The organism is Streptomyces sp. NPDC003697 (genome assembly GCF_053587115.1).
Genome location: NZ_JBSFNN010000041.1, coordinates 23,107 through 39,805, shown reverse-complemented (window position 1 = coordinate 39,805; position 16,699 = coordinate 23,107). Strand labels below are relative to the sequence as shown.

Annotated in this window: 15 protein-coding genes, 1 tRNA gene and 1 pseudogene; 8 read left to right on the top strand and 9 right to left on the bottom strand. The window is 73.1% G+C overall.

Annotated elements, in window-relative coordinates; translation table 11 throughout:
• Positions 1 to 357 precede the first annotated feature (357 nt).
• Complete coding sequence (locus ACWDNY_RS18145) at positions 358 to 849, top strand: hypothetical protein (protein WP_451646754.1); 492 nt, start codon at positions 358 to 360, stop codon at positions 847 to 849.
• A 55-nt stretch (positions 850 to 904) separates the two neighbouring features.
• Positions 905 to 1,390: a large conductance mechanosensitive channel protein MscL gene (mscL, locus tag ACWDNY_RS18140; protein WP_451646753.1), complete on the top strand. Its 486-nt coding sequence runs from the start codon at positions 905 to 907 to the stop codon at positions 1,388 to 1,390.
• A 151-nt stretch (positions 1,391 to 1,541) separates the two neighbouring features.
• On the opposite strand, the gene ACWDNY_RS18135 is transcribed toward mscL, so the two are convergent.
• A complete protein-coding gene (locus tag ACWDNY_RS18135) occupies positions 1,542 to 1,712 on the bottom strand; it encodes a hypothetical protein (protein ID WP_451646752.1) in 171 nt (56 codons plus the stop codon).
• Between the two features lie 121 nt (positions 1,713 to 1,833).
• Between ACWDNY_RS18135 and ACWDNY_RS18130 the strand changes: the two genes are divergently transcribed.
• A complete protein-coding gene (locus tag ACWDNY_RS18130) occupies positions 1,834 to 2,901 on the top strand; it encodes a P1 family peptidase (RefSeq protein ID WP_451646751.1) in 1,068 nt (355 codons plus the stop codon).
• A gap of 221 nt (positions 2,902 to 3,122) precedes the next feature.
• Positions 3,123 to 3,869 carry a DUF6227 family protein gene (locus tag ACWDNY_RS18125; RefSeq protein WP_451646750.1) on the top strand — a complete coding sequence of 249 codons (747 nt, stop codon included), beginning with the start codon at positions 3,123 to 3,125 and terminating at the stop codon, positions 3,867 to 3,869.
• Positions 3,870 to 3,873: 4 nt separating this feature from the next.
• Here ACWDNY_RS18125 and ACWDNY_RS18120 read toward each other — a convergent pair whose 3' ends face one another.
• From ACWDNY_RS18120 to ACWDNY_RS18100, 5 genes and pseudogenes are all read right to left on the bottom strand, one after another.
• The gene (locus tag ACWDNY_RS18120) at positions 3,874 to 4,152 is read right to left on the bottom strand and encodes a hypothetical protein (protein WP_451646749.1); all 279 of its coding nucleotides are present in this window, start codon (positions 4,150 to 4,152) and stop codon (positions 3,874 to 3,876) included.
• 431 nt (positions 4,153 to 4,583) lie between these two features.
• A pseudogene (locus tag ACWDNY_RS18115) lies at positions 4,584 to 4,779 on the bottom strand (hypothetical protein); the annotation flags it as partial.
• 163 nt (positions 4,780 to 4,942) lie between these two features.
• On the bottom strand, positions 4,943 to 5,593 hold the full coding sequence (locus tag ACWDNY_RS18110) for a TetR/AcrR family transcriptional regulator (protein WP_451646769.1): 651 nt from the start codon (positions 5,591 to 5,593) through the stop codon (positions 4,943 to 4,945).
• Positions 5,594 to 6,280: 687 nt separating this feature from the next.
• A complete protein-coding gene (locus tag ACWDNY_RS18105) occupies positions 6,281 to 7,279 on the bottom strand; it encodes a sigma-70 family RNA polymerase sigma factor (protein ID WP_451646747.1) in 999 nt (332 codons plus the stop codon).
• A gap of 457 nt (positions 7,280 to 7,736) precedes the next feature.
• Positions 7,737 to 8,546: a dioxygenase family protein gene (locus ACWDNY_RS18100; RefSeq protein ID WP_451646746.1), complete on the bottom strand. Its 810-nt coding sequence runs from the start codon at positions 8,544 to 8,546 to the stop codon at positions 7,737 to 7,739.
• A gap of 244 nt (positions 8,547 to 8,790) precedes the next feature.
• Between ACWDNY_RS18100 and ACWDNY_RS18095 the strand changes: the two genes are divergently transcribed.
• On the top strand, positions 8,791 to 9,318 hold the full coding sequence (locus ACWDNY_RS18095) for a MarR family winged helix-turn-helix transcriptional regulator (protein WP_451646745.1): 528 nt from the start codon (positions 8,791 to 8,793) through the stop codon (positions 9,316 to 9,318).
• 16 nt (positions 9,319 to 9,334) lie between these two features.
• On the opposite strand, the gene ACWDNY_RS18090 is transcribed toward ACWDNY_RS18095, so the two are convergent.
• Both ACWDNY_RS18090 and ACWDNY_RS18085 read right to left on the bottom strand, forming a co-directional pair.
• Entirely contained in the window at positions 9,335 to 10,888 is a 1,554-nt protein-coding gene (locus tag ACWDNY_RS18090; RefSeq protein WP_451646744.1) for an MFS transporter, read from the bottom strand.
• A 300-nt stretch (positions 10,889 to 11,188) separates the two neighbouring features.
• Positions 11,189 to 11,836: a TetR/AcrR family transcriptional regulator gene (locus tag ACWDNY_RS18085; protein WP_451646742.1), complete on the bottom strand. Its 648-nt coding sequence runs from the start codon at positions 11,834 to 11,836 to the stop codon at positions 11,189 to 11,191.
• Positions 11,837 to 12,408: 572 nt separating this feature from the next.
• On the opposite strand from ACWDNY_RS18085, the gene ACWDNY_RS18080 reads away from it, so the two are divergent.
• From ACWDNY_RS18080 to ACWDNY_RS18070, 3 genes are all read left to right on the top strand, one after another.
• The gene (locus ACWDNY_RS18080) at positions 12,409 to 13,695 is read left to right on the top strand and encodes a M6 family metalloprotease domain-containing protein (protein ID WP_451646741.1); all 1,287 of its coding nucleotides are present in this window, start codon (positions 12,409 to 12,411) and stop codon (positions 13,693 to 13,695) included.
• 331 nt (positions 13,696 to 14,026) lie between these two features.
• Complete coding sequence (locus tag ACWDNY_RS18075; protein WP_451646768.1) at positions 14,027 to 15,610, top strand: IclR family transcriptional regulator domain-containing protein; 1,584 nt, start codon at positions 14,027 to 14,029, stop codon at positions 15,608 to 15,610.
• Positions 15,611 to 15,793: 183 nt separating this feature from the next.
• Positions 15,794 to 15,866 (top strand) — tRNA-Arg (locus tag ACWDNY_RS18070).
• A gap of 185 nt (positions 15,867 to 16,051) precedes the next feature.
• On the opposite strand, the gene ACWDNY_RS18065 is transcribed toward ACWDNY_RS18070, so the two are convergent.
• The gene (locus ACWDNY_RS18065; protein WP_451646740.1) at positions 16,052 to 16,660 is read right to left on the bottom strand and encodes a superoxide dismutase; all 609 of its coding nucleotides are present in this window, start codon (positions 16,658 to 16,660) and stop codon (positions 16,052 to 16,054) included.
• Between the last annotated feature and the right edge of the window lie 39 nt (positions 16,661 to 16,699).

The following is a 16,699-nucleotide window of genomic DNA, read 5'->3' as shown; positions in this document are numbered from 1 at the left end:
GCCCCGTCGAGGTCGTCCTCCCCGTCCTCTCCGCCGTCGTCCGTGCCCCCGTTCCCCACCGCTTCCCGGCGCCTGGTCTTCGCGCCGTTCTCCCCACCCCGAGCGGCTTCACCGGCTCGGGCCCCGGTGGCTCCGCCTTCGGCTCGCCCACCTCGGGCGGCAGCGCCTGCCGGTGCGCCGCCCCGAGTGGCCGCGCCTCCCGGTCCACCGCCCCGGGTGGCCTCCCCCGCGGCCTGGCCGCGGCGGTTGCCGCCCTCGGCTCCCTCCTGGTCACGGGGGCCTTCCGACCCCTGGGCGTATCCCGCCTCGTGGCCGCCTCCCGGCCCGCCCGGCACCGACGCACCCCCGACCTGCGAAGTGCCGCACTTCGCTCCGGTGCGGGTGCGCGGCGGGCGGTACCCGCTGCGCCGGCTGGTACGGCACCGGAGGCGGGCGGTGGCCGCGGGGCTCGCCGTCACCGCGGCCGCGCTCGTGGCGGCGGGGCCACGGGGCGAGGCCCGCTCCCCCGGCGGGACGCACTCCCGGGGACATCCGCCGGCGGCCGACCGGGCGAGGGAGCGGGAACGTCCCCGGGCGGCGGTGGTGGCCGCACCGGTGCGGATCGCCGACGCGGCCACCGTCCGGCTGCTGCGGCCGGGCGACCGGGTCGACGTCATCGCCGCCCAGGATCCCGCGGCGGGCGGCGAGGCCCGCGTGGTCGCGCGCGGAGCACGGGTGACGAAGGTCCCGGAGCCCATGGACGGCCCGGAGGGAAGCGGAGCGCTGGTCGTACTGTCGGTGCCGCGCTCCACCGCGGCCCGCCTGGCCGGTGCCGGCGCGACGGCCCGGCTGGCGGTGACGCTGGGATGAGCCGTAGGTTGCGGAGCTGTTCGTTCCGCAATGTGCGCCCCAGGAGGACCCCGACGTGAGCAAGAAGAAGGATCCGAGCGTCTGGCAAGGCTTCAGAGCCTTCCTGATGCGCGGGAACGTCGTCGATCTGGCAGTTGCGGTGGTCGTCGGCGCGGCCTTCAGCAACATCGTCAACTCGGTGGTGAAGGGTGTGATCAATCCGGTCGTCGGGGCGATCGGCACCAAGAACCTCGACCACTACAGCTCGTGCCTGAGCTCGACGTGCAAGGGCGACGAGGGCATCCGAATACTGTGGGGGTCGGTCCTCGGCGCCACACTGCAGTTCGTGATCACCGCGGCGGTGGTCTACTTCCTGATGGTGCTGCCCATGGCCAGGTTCCTGGCACGGCAGGAAGCCCGGAGGAAGGCGCGCGAAGGCACACGCGAGGTCGTCGAGGTGACCGAGCTGGAGGTGCTCAAGGAGATCCGCGACTCCCTGGTCGCACAGCGCACCGCCGGCCCCGGCGAACAGGCGCGGAGCATGGGCCCGGGCGCACGCTGAGGCGGGACGGGCCCCGGCGCGCAGTGCGGACCGGCGAGATCCGGCGCGCGGTGAGGCGAGCGGGTGACCCACGGCGTGCGGCGAGCGCGGTGAGGGCGGGCGAGGTGCGGCGTGCGCTCACCGTGCGCGCCGCCCGGCCCGGCCACGCCGCTCACAGGTGGTGGGGCGGCTTCTCGTCGAGGAAGCGCTTCAGGTCTCCGGCGCTGTCGCCGTCCGTCCGCTCGCCCCACCCGCGGTCGGTGTCGTCCGAGGACTGCCGGTCCAGCGGATCGTCGAAGTCGATGACGTTCTTCGGGTCGCGCGGTGCGGAGGCGGTACTCATGCCGTCCAGATTACGGCCCCGGCACGGTTGGCCGGCGGGCCCGGCGGCCCGTGGGACCGCCACCGTACGCGGGCGGATCCGTGGCACTTGAACCCCGCCGGGCCCGGGGAGACTGAACGCTATGACAGCGGACGCTCTGACGGACGTCCCCGGCCTGCGGGTGGGGCACGCGACACGCACCGGCCACGGCCGGCTGACCGGCACGACCGTGGTGCTCGCCCCGGAGGGCGGCGCCGTGGCCGCCGTCGACGTCCGCGGCGGCGGGCCCGGCACCAAGGAGACCGACGCACTCGACCCGCGGAACCTGGTGCGCACGGTCGAGGCCGTCGTCCTGACCGGTGGCAGCGCGTACGGGCTCGACGCGGCGTCCGGGGTGATGGCCTGGCTGGAGGAGCGGGGCCGCGGGGTGCGGGTCGGCCCGGACCCGTGCCACGTCGTGCCGGTGGTGCCCGCCGCGTGCGTGTTCGACCTCGGGCGGGGTGGTGACTTCCGGGCCCGGCCGGACGCGGCCACCGGGCGCGCCGCGGTGGAGGCCGCCGCCGCGAGCGCACCGGGGGCCCGGGTGCCGGAAGGCTGCGTGGGCGCCGGCACGGGAGCGACCGTGGGAGCGCTCAAGGGCGGGGTGGGCACCGCGAGCACGGTGCTCGACTCGGGGATCACGGTGGCGGCGCTGGTGGTGGCCAACGCCGCGGGATCGGCGATGGATCCGGAGACGGGCGTGCTGTACGGGGAGTTGCTCCAGGGCCGTCTCGACCGTCCGGACCGACGCGTGCACGAGGCCGCCCGGCGGCGGCTCGCCGAAGCCGCCGCGACGCACCGGCGGCCCCCGCTGAACACCACGCTCGCGGTGGTCGCGACCGACGCGGACCTGTCCAAGGCACAGGCGCAGAAGCTGGCCGGGACGGCGCACGACGGCATCGCGCGCGCGGTGCGGCCGGTGCATCTGCTCAACGACGGGGACACGGTCTTCGCGCTGGCCACCGGGGCGCGCCCGCTCGGCACGGACGACGACCCGCTCGCCCTCAACGACGTCCTCGCCGCGGGCGCGGACCTGGTGACCCGGGCGATCGTGCGCGCCGTACGCGCCGCCGAGCCGGTGGACGGTCCGGGCGGGGTGTGGCCGGCGTACGAGGAGCTGTACGGAACGCCGAGCGGTTCCGCGACCACCGGCTCGTCGGGGACGTCGTGACCGCCGGGAACTCCCCCCCGGCGGGACGGCGGCGGCTCCGTCTGGGCGTCCACCCCGTGGGTGAGCAGTGCTTTTTGACGGAACGTCGGGCCACGCGGGAACATCTCGCGCCGTCCGGCCGTTTTGGTCAAGGACGTTTTCCCGGTTCCCGGGCACGATGTCCGACCGAGGGGCTACGGTATGCACCCACAAGGTGACATGCAGCAACGCCGGGAGATGCCTTGAGCGTTCCGTACGAGACAGCAGCGTACGAACCACGCGAGTCGCCCGAGTCTCCGGAGGAGCAGCTCGCGCGACTCCTCGGCCGTGCCCTGAACTCCTTCGAGCTGCCCGACGAGACGATACGGCGGCTCGACTGCGCACTGGTCTACGACGGGTCGCTGCACTCCGCGCACCACAGCTCGGGGCTGCACCGCGAGACGTACCGCCACACGTGGCTGCTCAGCGACGGCTCGGCGCTGACGCTGTGGGAACTGGTGCACAACACCACGCCCGGCGGCGAGACGCACCACGAGGTGTACGTCGACGAGGAGGAGCTGCGCGCCGCCACGGCCCGGCTGCCGCTGCCGGCGGACGCGCCCGACTTCGAACTGCCGGTGACGGTGCAACTGTCACCGGTCCCCGAGACGCGGCACAGGTACGTTTCCGACGACTCGGCCGACCACGCACGCCGGCTGTTGCGACGCGCGGAGAACCAGGACCGTCCCGGCGCGGACATCGCCGCCCTGCTGACGACGGCGTCCGCGCACCAGATCACCCAGGCCTTCGGCCGTCCCTGCCGGGCCGGGCGGGCCGCCCTGTGCTTCTCGCTCTACGAGCACGCCTTCCTGCTGCGGGACGGCCGCGAGGTCTCCCTGTGGGAGGTGGAGCACACGGCGACCCCGGACAGGCGGCACATGTGCGAGGTGTACGCGACCGAGGAGGCGGCGCGGGACGCGATGGAGCGGCGGGCCGCGCAGGTCTTCTGAGGGTCTAGGGACCGTCGTTCAGGCGGCGCACCAGCCCCGCGAACGCGTCCTCCTCCGCCGGGGTCAGTTCGACGGACTCCCGCCGGGGGCCGGACGCGGGCTGAGGACCGACCGGCGGCCGGGACGGAGCCGGCACCGTGGCGAGGCCGGAGGCTGCCCGCCAGTGAGCGATCTCGCGACGGCTGCGGCGGCGGATGCGGACCAGTTCGATCACGCAGGCGACGGTCAGCGCGGCGGGGACGGCCACGCCCATCCACATCAGGATCGTGACGTGCTCAGGCATGCCGCCCAGTACACACCACGGTCCGGGACGCCGGTCCCGGATCGTGACGCATCTCGCAGGTGCCGTGAACCACTCACAGCACCCCGAAAAGGTGGAGATCAGGGCTGCTGCCCTGGGCGGCGGCCCCACGGTGGAGCCGCCACCCACGCGGCCGCGACGGGCCTGCGCGGTACGGCCCACCCACACCGCCACGACGGGGGCCTGCGGTCGGGCGATCCGCCTACGCGACCCCGGCGGGCCGACGGCGGGGCGATCCGCTCACGCGGCCACGGGCTGCTTGCGCTCCCCCGCCGCCCGCACGCCCTCGCCGGCGCCCTGGTCCGCGGCGCCCGGAGCCGGCTTGCGCAGCGTCTTGAGCACGACCACCACGGCCGTCGAGACACAGACGCCCGCCGCGACGGCGACCAGGTACAGGAGCGGGGGGTTGCCGATCAGCGGGACCGGGATGCGGACCTTCTGGATCGCCATCACCACCCCGCCGGGGAGCAGACCGGCCACGCGACCGCCGAGGAAGCCGGCGTTGAGGGCGAAGGCGATCGAGCCGCCGGCGAAGCCGGGCACGAGACCGGGACGGTCGGCCATGCCGTAGGCGATGTAGCCGGCCAGGACCGGGACGAGGAAGGCGAAAACAGGCGCACGGGACCGCCGTCTTTCACAGTGCCGGGGCCCACACGACCGGCGGGTCCACGCGGGCGGCCCGGCGGCGGCCGGCCAGTGCGGCGGCCGCCGCCTCGGACGGCCGAGGACGCCTCGTACGGCCGAGGACGCCTCGTACGGCCGAGGGCGGACGTCAGCGCGGCTCCCAGGGGAAGTCCCTCAGCGCCGCCAGATTCCGCAGCGCCAGACTCACCGGCCCCTGTGGCCCGTCCGGCGGCGCGTCCGTCGCGGCCCACGCGCCCACCGCGACCCGCACCGCCGCGCTCGCCACCGCCGCGGCGAAACGGAAGTCCACCGCCGCGCGCTCTCCCCCGGCGGCCCCCTCCTCGTTTCCGGCGCCTCGCCCGGCACCGCCTTCCGCGGCGGCGTCTCCCACGGCAACGTTGTCGGCCCGTGCCGCCAGGACGTCCGCCAGCGTCCGCTCCGACGCCTGGCACACCTCGGCCCACACCTTTCGCACCGCCGGATGCGTGTCCGCGAGGCGGATCAGCGTGCGGACCCACTCCCAGGACGCCGCCGAGACCCCGGCGCCCGGAGTGAGGGTGTGACGCACCGCGTGTTCCAGGGCCTGCGGCACGGACAGCCCGGCGGGTGCCTCGCGTACCGCCTCTTGCCATCGCTCGGCGCCCGCCGCGTAGAGCGGGGAGACGGCCTCCTCCTTGGTGGCGAAGTACCGGTAGAAGGTGCGCGGGGCGACGCCGGCGGCCTCGGCGATGTCCTCCGCCCGCGTCGCCCGCAGGCCACGCGTCACGAAGAGCCGGGCCGCCGCACGGGCGATCTCCATGCGGGTCGCCGCCTTGCGGCGCTCGGTGAGGGAAGGCGGACGTGGGGTGGGACTGCTCACATCGGCAGGCTATGCCGCTGTGGCACAATCTGCCATCTGGGCGGGCCACCCCGGTGTTCAGGTTCGGGGTGCCCCGCCGTTCAGGCGTGTCCCCGGAGGCGTGCCCGGCCCCGGAACAGACGTGAGCCGGGCTCCGGACGCCCGGGGGGAGGCGCCGAAGCCCGGCTGGGGAGGTCCCGACGCCGGGGGGGGAGTGCGTCGGGACGTGGTCCAAGAGGCCCGGGGCAGTTGCTTCCGCCACCCGGACTCCCGGGCTCGGAACGGTTGTTCCCGGAGCTCTGTCGGTTGAAGCGACGCGTCAGCGCCATTGTTCACGCGGACTTCGGCCACCCGGCGTACGGGGCCCGGACGGCCGTTCGCCGCCCGGCGCCCCGGACGGCCGAACACCGCTCGGGCGCGCCGCCGCTCATCGCCCGGACGGGGCTGCACGCCACTCGCCCGAACAGCCGCGACGCCGCTCTGCGCGCTGCCCGGACGACCCGCGCCGCGCTCCGGGCGGCCGGACGCCGCCCACGGCGCCCGGGGGCCGGCGCCACCGCGACCGCACGGGCCTGCGCCATCCGGCGTCCCGCCCCAACAGGCGGGCGGGGCAGCTGATGCCGGTGGTGCCGCCGGGCCGCGCCGGCGTCACGCCGCCGCGTCGAAGCCGGTGTCGCGCGCCAGCTTCTTCAGCTCCAGCAGCGCGTGCTTCTCGATCTGGCGGATGCGCTCGCGCGTCAGGCCGTGCTCCTTGCCGACCTCGGTCAGCGTGCGCTCGCGGCCGTCGTCGATGCCGTACCGCATCTTGATGATGGACGCCGTGCGCTGGTCGAGCCGGCCGATGAGGTCGTCGAGCTCCTCGCTGCGCAGCAGCGTGAGCACCGACTGCTCGGGCGACACCGCGGAGGTGTCCTCCAGCAGGTCTCCGAACTGGGTCTCGCCCTCGTCGTCCACCGCCATGTTCAGCGACACCGGGTCGCGGGCCCAGTCGAGCACGTCGATCACCCGCTCGGGCGTCGAGCCGAGCTCGGCGGCAATCTCCGCGGGCTCCGGCTCGCGGCCGTGCTCACGGTTGAACTCGCGCTGCACCCGGCGGATGCGTCCCAGCTCCTCCACCAGGTGGACGGGCAGACGGATCGTCCGGGACTGGTCCGCTATCGATCGGGTGATCGCCTGGCGGATCCACCACGTGGCGTACGTCGAGAACTTGAAGCCCTTGCGGTAGTCGAACTTCTCGACCGCGCGCACCAGGCCCGCGTTGCCCTCCTGGATCAGGTCGAGCAGGGGCAGGCCGCTGCGCGGGTAGCGGCGGGCGACGGCGACGACCAGACGGAGGTTGGAACGGATGAACACGTCCTTGGCGCGCTCCCCTTCGGCGACCAGTGCCTCGAGCTCCTCGCGGGAGGCGTCCGCCGGGGACTCCTCGTGTCCGTCGAGGATCTGCCGTGCGAACACACCCGCCTCGATGACCTGGGACAGCTCGACCTCCTTGGCGGCGTCGAGCAGCGGTGTACGCGCGATCTCGTCGAGGTACATGCCGACCAGGTCGCGATCGGCGATCTCGCCGCCATGGGCGCGAACACTGCTTGCCGCGTCGGCAGTCTCGCCGGTGGCGGACTTACGACGGGCGACGGCACGGGTTGCCATGCATGCTCCCTTGCGATGGTGGGTCAGCGGGTGTCCTTGGAACGCTCGGCACTCTGTGAAGAACTCCTGCGGGAACTCTTCTCGGGTGCCCGGCATCCGACGGAAACAACGACTGGAAACCGGACAACATTCCCAACCCGCCCCTCCATTTTTCTGATCATGCAGTACCCTGACCCGCTGCTTCGGTCCTCAGCCGGTGGAGTACCCGCCACGGCCCAGGTCAGACAGGGCTTGCGCGTGCCCCGCGCCGCCCGCCCGGCCCGCCCGGCCCGCCCGGCCCCGATCCGCGTCACACGGTCGGCGTCGCCCCGTCGCGCCGGAAGAGGGCCACGCGGGTCGCTCGGCACCCTTGAGGACGGGCCGCACCGGCGCGGGGTTGCCTCGCCGGACCCCGATGGGTTCCACGGCCCTTCGGCGCCCACACCTCACGCGGCCGCGCCGGCGCGCGACCGGACTCTCATCCGAACTGCACGGACCGCTTGGCCATTCCCATCCAGAACCCGTCGATGACGGACCTCTGCGCGTCGAGCTCACCGCCCGCCTCGGCCGCGCCCATGGTCACGAACAGCGGGGCGAAGTGCTCCGTGCGCGGGTGGGCGTAGCGTCCGGCCGGGGCCTTGTCCAGGAAGTCCAGCAGGGCGTCCCAGTCCCGGGCCTCCAGGGCCCGCCGGCCCCAGTCGTCGAACTCCGACGACCAGCTCGGCACCCCCTGCCCGGCGTGACGCAGCGCCGCGAGGTTGTGGGTGAAGAAGCCCGAACCGACGATCAGTACGCCCTCGTCACGCAGCGGCGCGAGCCGGCGGCCGACGGCCATGAGCTTCTCCGGGTCGAGGGTCGGCAGGGAGATCTGCAGCACGGGGACGTCGGCGGCGGGGAACATCTCGACGAGCGGGACGTAGGCGCCGTGGTCGAGGCCGCGGTCGGGGACGTCCTGCACCGGGATGCCGGGCCCGCGCAGCAGCTTGCGCACGCTGTCGGCCAGTGCGGGGGCTCCGGGGGCCGCGTACCGCACCTGGTAGTACCGCTCCGGGAAGCCCCAGAAGTCGTACACGAGCGGGACCGTCCGCGTCGCGCCGAGGGCGAGCGGGGCCTCCTCCCAGTGGGCGGAGACGACGAGGATCGCCCGGGGGCGGGGCAGGCCCGCGGACCACGCGGAGAGCTCGCCGGGCCACACCGGGTCGTCCGCGAGGGGCGGGGCACCATGACTGAGATAGAGAGCGGGCATACGTCCCTCGACGGGCGTGGGCTCCTCGGTGACGGCGGACATGACGACGGCTCCCTCCGGACGGCGGCGGCGGACGACACGGACGGCGCCCCCGCCCTCGCCTGGTCCGCCGGACGCGGGCACACAGGGAGACAGGGAGTGCGAGCGCCTGCGCGAGGTCCTGACCACTCGACCTGATGACGTGAACGGACTACGTGAACACTTTTACTTGAACTCTAAAGCGTTCGTCGCCCACCCTACGCCCGGTTTGTTTAAGGTTCAAGGATTGGCTCGTACAGTGGAGCACATGAACACGGCACCCGTATCCGCGACCGACTCCGGCGCAGCCGAGGACCACCGCTGGCTCACCGCCGACGAGCAGCGGATCTGGCGCTCGTACCTGCACGCCACCACGCTCCTCGAGGACCACCTCGACCGGCAGCTGCAGCGTGACGCGGGCATGCCGCACACCTACTACGCGCTCCTCGTGCAGCTCGCCGAGGCACCGGACCGCCGGCTGCGGATGACCGAGCTGGCCATGAACGCCAAGATCACCCGCTCGCGCCTGTCCCACGCCGTGGCGCGGCTGGAGCGGAACGGCTGGGTCCGCCGCGAGGACTGCCCCTCCGACAAGCGGGGCCAGTTCGCGGTGCTGACCGAGGAGGGCCAGGAGGTGCTGCGGCGCACCGCGCCGGGACACGTGGCCGCCGTGCGCCAGGCCCTGTTCGAGCGGCTGAGCCCCGAACAGCAGAAGTCCCTCGGCGAGATCATGCAGATCGTCGCCGAGGGACTTCAGCCGGACGAGGCGGGCGCGGACCTGCCCTGGCTCCGCTGAGGGTGGGCCGTGCGGCTCAGTGGGCGACGACCGGCACCGCCACCTCCTCCTCGGCACCCGCACCGGCCCCGGCGCGGGAACCGGCCACGGCGGTACCTCCCGGACGCCCGGCGTTGACGAGGGTCACCGCGATGGCGGCGGCCACGACCAGGATGCCGACGGCGAACCAGATCGCGCTGGTGTAGCCCTGCACCATGCCCTGCAGCTGGACCAGCTGCTGCTGGGGCCTGGAGGCGGCGGCACCGGTGTGGTCCCGGACGTACGCCGTCGTCGCGGAGGCGGCGATCGTGTTCAGCAGGGCCGTGCCGATCGCGCCGCCCACCTGCTGCGAGGTGTTGACCATCGCGGAGGCGACACCGGCGTCACGCGGCTGGACCCCGAGGGTGGCCAGCGACATGGCCGGCATGAACGCGGTACCCATGCCGAGGCCGAGCAGCAGCATCGCCGGCAGCAGCAGCGCGACGTACGAGGAGCCGGTCTCCATCTGCGTCAGCAGCAGCATGCCGAGGGACGCCACCAGGAAGCCGGGGCCCATCAGCAGCCGCGGCGCGACCCGGGTCATCAGTCGGGCACCGATCTGGGTGGAGCCGGTGATCATGCCCGCGACCATGGGCAGGAAGGCGAAGCCCGTCGTCACCGGCGAGTAGCCCTTCACGACCTGCAGGTAGTAGGTCAGGAAGAGGAACAGGCCGAACATGGCGATGATCGCCAGGCCCAGGGAGAGGTAGACGCCGCCGCGGTTGCGCTCGGTGACCACGCGCAGCGGCAGCAGCGGGGCCTTGACCTTCGACTCGACGAGGACGAAGGCGAGGAGCAGGACGGCGGACCCGACGAACATGCCGATCGTCGTCGAGTCGCCCCAGCCGTCGGACTCGGCCCGCGTGAAGCCGTACACCAGCGCCACCAGGCCGAGGGTGGACAGGACCACACCGGGGATGTCGAGCGGCGAGCGGTTGCGGCCGCCCTCCGGCTCGCGGACGACGAAGTAGGCACCGGCCGCGGCCACGACGGCGAAGGGGGCGTTGACGAAGAAGGTCCAGCGCCAGTCCAGGTACTCGGTGAGGACCCCACCGAGGATGAGGCCGACGGCACCGCCACCGCCCGCGATCGCGCCGTAGATGCCGAACGCCTTGGCGCGCTCCTTGGCATCGCTGAACATCACGGCCAGCAGGGACAGCGCGGCCGGCGCCAGGACGGCGCCGAAGACGCCCTGCAGGGCGCGGGCGCCGAACATCATCGCCCCGTTCGTGGCCGCGCCGCCGAGCGCGGAGGCCGCGGCGAAGCCGGCCAGGCCGGTGACGAAGGCGCGCTTGCGGCCCCACAGGTCGGCGATGCGGCCGCCGAAGAGCAGCAGACCGCCGAAGGCGAGTGCGTAGGCCGTGACGACCCACTGGCGGTTGCCGTCGGAGATGCCCAGGTCCTGCTGGGCCGAGGGCAGCGCGATGTTCACGATGGTGCCGTCCAGGACGACCATCAGCTGGGCGAGCGCGATGAACACGAGCGCCTTCCAGCGGTTGGCGTCCGGGACGCCGGGAGCCTGGGCCGGGGCCTTCGAGGCTGTTTCAGACATGGGGATACCCACTCCGGGACTTCGTGACGGAAAAAGCGTGGTGAACGTGGTGAACGAGGTGAACGTGGTGAAGCGTGGCGAACGGGAGAAGGAACGGAAGGAGGGGGAGCCGGAAAGAGAAAGGGGTGACGGGCGGTCGGGAGACGGCGGCCGGCGGTGAGGCCGGCGTGAGGCGCCGCGGCTGCCGAGCGGCCGCGCACGGGACGCGACCGTCGACGACGAGGGCGGCTCGGCTACGTCGGCGGCCGCCCGGAGTGTCGTCCGGTGTTCTGACGGGTGAAGCCTGCGGAACTCATCGGCTCAGGCCTGGCGAAGATCCTCCATGGTCGCGGCCGTGCCCGGCAGGGCGGAGCGGGCCGGAGCCCGCAGCCCGTCGAGCAGCAGTTGCAGATGACGGTGGGCGAAGCGGTCGACGCCGGGACAGCAGGTGCCCGCCGGGGGCCGGCTGAGCTGAGCCACCGCCAGCATCAGGTCACCGACGCCCACGTCGGTCCGGAGCTGCCCGGCCGCCTTGGCGCGGTCCATGACCTCCGCGACAAGGCGCTCGATCCTTTCCCGGGCGGCTTCCAGATCGGGGTGGTGCCGGTCGAAGGAGCTGGAGACCATGGGGCACAGCGCGCTGATCCGCTCGTCGGCGGCGGTGTGCACGAACCGCTCCAGGGCCGCGAAGGCGTCACCGGTCTCCGCGAGCGCCTGCTCGGCCGCCTGAGCCGTCCGGTCCATGACGGAGCAGACGACCTCGCGGGCCAGCGCGTCGCGGTCCGGGAAGTTGCGGTACACCGTGGCGTTGCCGACGCCGGCCCGGCGGGCGATCTCGTCGAACGGCACCTCGGGGCCGTGTTCGACGAACATCTCCCGGGCGGCGGTGACGATCCGCTCCCGGTTGCGCAGGGCGTCGGCACGCGGCCGGGTCACCTTGCGCGGCACGGGGGTGACGGTCGTCTGCACGGCGTCCTCCTGATGTCGGTCGTGTCGGGTCGTGTGGTCGTGGCCTGGTCGTGCTGTGTCCACCGGGGTGGCGCGTCGTCGAGTACGGCCCGCCGCGAGGACTCCCGGCGATCGCGCCCGCGAGTACTCGGGTTTCCCCGAGTCGCCCAGGCCACCGCAGCCGACGCAGGCCACCGCGACCCGGAGTTGTTCCGGACGCCGCCCCGAGTCCCCCCGGCTGCCGCCATCCGGGGAAGGACTCCCCGTTTCGCTCGACACAGGCGTAAACGGGGAATCGTTCCCCGGTTATTTCCCGGACCGCGACGAGTTGACGTGACCTGCGACACACCGTCGGACGCCGGACCGTGCGCCAGGCCCGCCCGCGCCCGGCCGCCCCGCGGCGCCCCTGAAACGCCCCCGAACACGGCCGCGCTCCCCGTCCTCACACCTCCGGCGCTCCCTGAACCACCCGCCGGGTGACGGGAATCCCACGATCGGTCTCTTCCAGCGCGCGTCCCCTGCACCCACGACACAGGGTGATCGAAAGGGTGCAGCCGGAGACCGGCGGCTGCCTGGGAGCGAAAGGTCCATGCATGCAGCCGCAGCCCCGCCGCCCCCGGATACGCGCGCGCCGTGCGACCGCCCTCGCCTCGGTGTCCGTGCTGATACTGGCGGTCGGCACCTCGGCCGGGACCGGGCACCTCAGGGCGGGCTACCGGGCGGCCGGCGCGGCGGCCACCGACTTCACCCGTCTGCCCGCCCTCAGCCCCTGTCTGATCAACGGCCACCGGGCCGTGCAGATGTCGGAGGGCATACCGACCCTCGGCGGCTACTCGCGGTCGACCGGCACCGTCCACGCCCTCACCCTGATGGTCGACTTCTCCGACGCGCACGGAGAGGGCAGCGCGCTCGACCGCCTCCACGAGTTCTTCCCGCAGACGCAGGACTGGTTCCGCTCCGCCTCCTACGGCCGGCTCGACTACCGCGTCGGGACCCCTATACCCCGGTGGCTGCGGATGCCCAAGCCGTTCAAGGCATACGGCATAGGGCGCGGCGCCCCTTTCGACCCCGGCTACCGGAAACTGGTCCAGGACATCGTGGCCGCCGCCGACCCGAAGGTCGACTTCCGCGACTTCGACCTCCTGAACGTCCTGGTCACCCCGAACGCCGGCCCCTCCGCCCTCGACACGGTCCTGTCCGTCACGTTCGCCGGCAACCCGGACGCCCCAGTCGCCGACGGCGTCCCGGTCGCGAACGCCTCCTTCGTCTACTCCCGCCAGGACGACGGCTCCGGCTCCTACGACCGCACCGGCTTCCGGGTCCTGCCCCACGAGAACGGCCACGTCTTCGGCCTGCCCGACCTCTACACGCCCGAGGGCGGGGGCGCCGTCGGCCACTGGGACATCATGAGCGAGGACTGGGGAGCCGACAACGACCTCCTCGGCTGGCACAAGTGGAAGCTGGGCTGGCTGGACGCCACGCAGGTGAGCTGCGCGGCGAAACGGGGCACGGCCGAGTTCAAGCTGACGCCGCTGGGCCGCGCGGGCGGACCGAAGCTGGTCTTCGTCCCCGTCGACGGCCGCGCCGGCTACGCCATCGAACTGCGCACCCAGGACGGCAACGACGAGATGGTGTGCCGGCCGGGCCTCCTCATCTACAAGGTCGACGCGAACATAGACACCGGCCGCGGTCCCGTCACGATCTACGACGCCCACCGCAACAGCGGCGGCTGCACCCGCAGCCCCAACGTGCACGCGGAGCTCTCCGACGCGCCCTTCGTACCGGGCCAGACCTTCAAGGACCCGAAGCGGGGCATCCAGATCGACGTCGCCGCAGCGGACCTGGAGGGCAACTACCGGGTGCGGGTGACGCGGCGCTGAGCCGGGGTGCCTCGGTACGTCGTTCTCCCCCCGGTGACCTGGTGAATCGCACTCCCGGTGAGGACTCTCCCGGTGGGGGAACCCACGAGGAACGAGGCCGGGACTACCGTAGGCCTGCTGCGACCGCCGTACCGGAGAACCGATGCCCGCGAACACCACGACGGAGGCCGACGAGACCGCCGGCGCCGAAGAAGCCGAGACCGGCGGCGGGGCCTCGGCCGGAAAAGCCGTGACCGGAGCCTCCTCCGTGCCCGTACCCACCACGCCACCCGTTCCTCTCGAGGTGGTCGCGCCCGCACCGCCCGTCCCCCCCGAGGCGGTCGCTCCGCTGATGCGGGGGGTGGCCGTGCTGCGGCAGCTGACGGAGGCCGGCGGCACACTGAGCCTGAGCGGCCTGGAGCGGGCGACCCGCCTGGCCCGTTCCACGGTGGACCGCGTCACCGCGACCCTCGCGCGCATGGGCTACGTCCGCCTCGACGGCCGGGACGCCACCCTCACCCCCCACCTCATGGAACTCGGCAACGCCTACCTGGCCGCCCTCCGCCTGCCGACCCTGCTCGACGCGCGCGCCGACGCCCTCGCCGACGAACTGGACGAGTCCGTCTCGCTCGCGGTCGGCGACCGCGACGGCATCCGCTTCATCCACCAGGCGACCCGGCGCCGCGCGATGTCGCTGAGCTTCCGCATCGGCGACCTGCTCCCGGCCGAACGCACCGCTCCGGGGCCGCTGTTCGCGACGGAGTGGACGGACGAGGACTGGCGGCACTGGCACGAACGGCGCGCGGCGGACCCGGAGGACAGGGCCTTCCCGGCGGTACCCCGACGCGAGGACACCCCGGCGGTCACCGTTGACCGGACGTCCGGCGGCCCCCTCCCCGAAGACTTCGAACAACGCACCGCGCGGGCACGGCAGGACGGCTGGTCGCTGGACGACCAGCTGATCGAGCCGGGCCTGGTCGCCGTCTCGGTCCCCGTACGCGCCCCCGGTACCCGCCGGATCGCGTGCGTGGCCAGCGTGGTCAGCCACACCAGCCGCCACTCGGCCCGGAGCCTCCACGACACGCTGCTCCCCCGCCTCCGGGCGACGGTCGCGGCGATGGAACGGGACCTGCGCGAGGCCCCGGCGCCCCAGGCCCCGCCGCCCCCCGCCGGCCTGGCGGTCTGGACGGCGGCGTCAAAACAGGAACTGGGCCGGGAGTTCATCGAGTCCCTGGCCCGCGGCCTGACGGTCCTGACCGCCTTCGGCGAGGGCAGGACCGCCCTGACCCTGACCGACGTCGCCACGGCGACGGGACTGGCCCGGGCGACGGCACGCAGGGCCCTGATCACCCACGAGCACCTGGGCCTGGTGCGGCAGGAGGAGAACCGCACGTTCACCCTCACGCCCAGGGTGCTCTCCCTCGGCTTCCCACCCCTGTCACGCACCTCACTGCCCCGCATCGCGCAGCCGCACCTGGAGGACCTGGCCGCCCGGGTCCAGGAGTCGGCGTCGCTGGCGGTACTGACGCCCTCGGGAGAGGAGATCCAGTACACCGCCCGAGCCACCACGAACCGCATCATGAGCGTGAACATCACCGTGGGCACGCGCCTGCCGGCCCACCCCACGGCCCTGGGCCGCGTCCTCCTGGCCGACCGGCCGGACGCCGCGGACCCTCCCGCCCCCCTGACCGAGGTCGACTCCGCGGGCTACGCCCTGGTCGACGAGGAACTGGAGCAGGGCCTGCGCTCCCTCGCGGTGCCGATCCGCGACCGCGCGGGCACGGTGGTGGCGGCGGCGAACCTGGCGATGCACGCGGCACGCCACACGCGCGAGGAGTGCGTCGAGCACCTGCTCCCGGCCCTGCGGGAGACGGCCGCACGCATCGAGTCGGACCTCCACATGGCCTCCCGCTTCGCCCATGTCCCCCTGACCTGACCGCACCGTCTCGGACCTGACCACACCCGTCTCGGCCAACGACCTGCTGACGCCGCGGGCCTCTGCCCACCGCACGGCGCTGATCCGCTACTCTGTGAGGGACCGCCTCGGTGGCGGTCACCACCTTGCCCAGGCAAGACCGGACGCTCACCCACAGCACCCGGCCCGCCGACCGCAAGCCCTGCCTTCGTAGCTCAGGGGATAGAGCACCGCTCTCCTAAAGCGGGTGTCGCAGGTTCGAATCCTGCCGGGGGCACAGCCAGAAGGGCCAGCTCAGGAGGGGTTCCCTCCCAGGCTGGCCCTTCGCCGTTTCAGGGGTCGTGCCACACGCGTGCCACTAATGCCACGCAGACGCCACATTCCCTAACCGGTGGCCCTCTCCTCACCCCTGCGGATCAGACTCGGATGTCCAAGGACTTGATCAGGACGCGATGACGCCGGTCAGGCGCCGGCGACCGCGGCGTAGCGGGTGGCGACGTCCTCCCAGTTGACCAGGTCCCAGAGCTTGGTGACGTAGTCCGGTCGGACGTTCTTGTACTGCAGGTAGTAGGCGTGCTCCCAGGCGTCGAAGACGAGCAGCGGGGTGCTGCCCTGGCCGACATTGCCGTGATGGTCGTAGACCTGCTCCACGATCAGGCGCTTGCCCAGGGGCTCCCAGGCGAGCACACCCCAGCCCGAGCCCTGCACGGATGTGGTGGCCATTGTGAGCTGCTTCTTGAAGGCTTCGAAGCCGCCCAGGTGCTCGTCGATCGCGGTCGCCAGCGCTCCGTCGGGGCGGTCGCCGCCGTCCGGGGAGAGGTTCTGCCAGAAGATCGAGTGCAGGACGTGCCCGGAGAGGTTGAAGGCGAAGGTCTTCTCCAGGCCGACGAGGCCGGTGGGTGTGATCTGGTCCTTGTCGCGAACGTCGGCGATCTGCTCCAGCGTGTCGTTGGCTCCCTTGACGTAGGCGGCGTGGTGCTTGGCGTGGTGCAGTTCCAGGATCTCCGGCGTGATGGCCGGCGCGAGCGCTGAGTAGTCGTAGGGCAGGTCGGGAAGCGCGTAGGTGCTCATCTGGCGCGTCTCCTTCGATGAGTTGATCGTCCTTGGACA

Coding starts and splice junctions, on each gene's coding strand:
- ACWDNY_RS18065 (WP_451646740.1), bottom strand. CDS start 16,660: ATGAGCACCTACGCGCTTCCCGACCTGCCCTACGACTACTCAGCGCTC.
- ACWDNY_RS18105 (WP_451646747.1), bottom strand. CDS start 7,279: ATGGCAACCCGTGCCGTCGCCCGTCGTAAGTCCGCCACCGGCGAGACT.
- ACWDNY_RS18090 (WP_451646744.1), bottom strand. CDS start 10,888: ATGTCTGAAACAGCCTCGAAGGCCCCGGCCCAGGCTCCCGGCGTCCCG.
- ACWDNY_RS18095 (WP_451646745.1), top strand. CDS start 8,791: ATGAACACGGCACCCGTATCCGCGACCGACTCCGGCGCAGCCGAGGAC.
- ACWDNY_RS18130 (WP_451646751.1), top strand. CDS start 1,834: ATGACAGCGGACGCTCTGACGGACGTCCCCGGCCTGCGGGTGGGGCAC.
- ACWDNY_RS18100 (WP_451646746.1), bottom strand. CDS start 8,546: ATGTCCGCCGTCACCGAGGAGCCCACGCCCGTCGAGGGACGTATGCCC.
- ACWDNY_RS18110 (WP_451646769.1), bottom strand. CDS start 5,593: ATGGAGATCGCCCGTGCGGCGGCCCGGCTCTTCGTGACGCGTGGCCTG.
- ACWDNY_RS18120 (WP_451646749.1), bottom strand. CDS start 4,152: ATGCCTGAGCACGTCACGATCCTGATGTGGATGGGCGTGGCCGTCCCC.
- ACWDNY_RS18080 (WP_451646741.1), top strand. CDS start 12,409: ATGCAGCCGCAGCCCCGCCGCCCCCGGATACGCGCGCGCCGTGCGACC.
- ACWDNY_RS18135 (WP_451646752.1), bottom strand. CDS start 1,712: ATGAGTACCGCCTCCGCACCGCGCGACCCGAAGAACGTCATCGACTTC.
- ACWDNY_RS18075 (WP_451646768.1), top strand. CDS start 14,027: ATGCGGGGGGTGGCCGTGCTGCGGCAGCTGACGGAGGCCGGCGGCACA.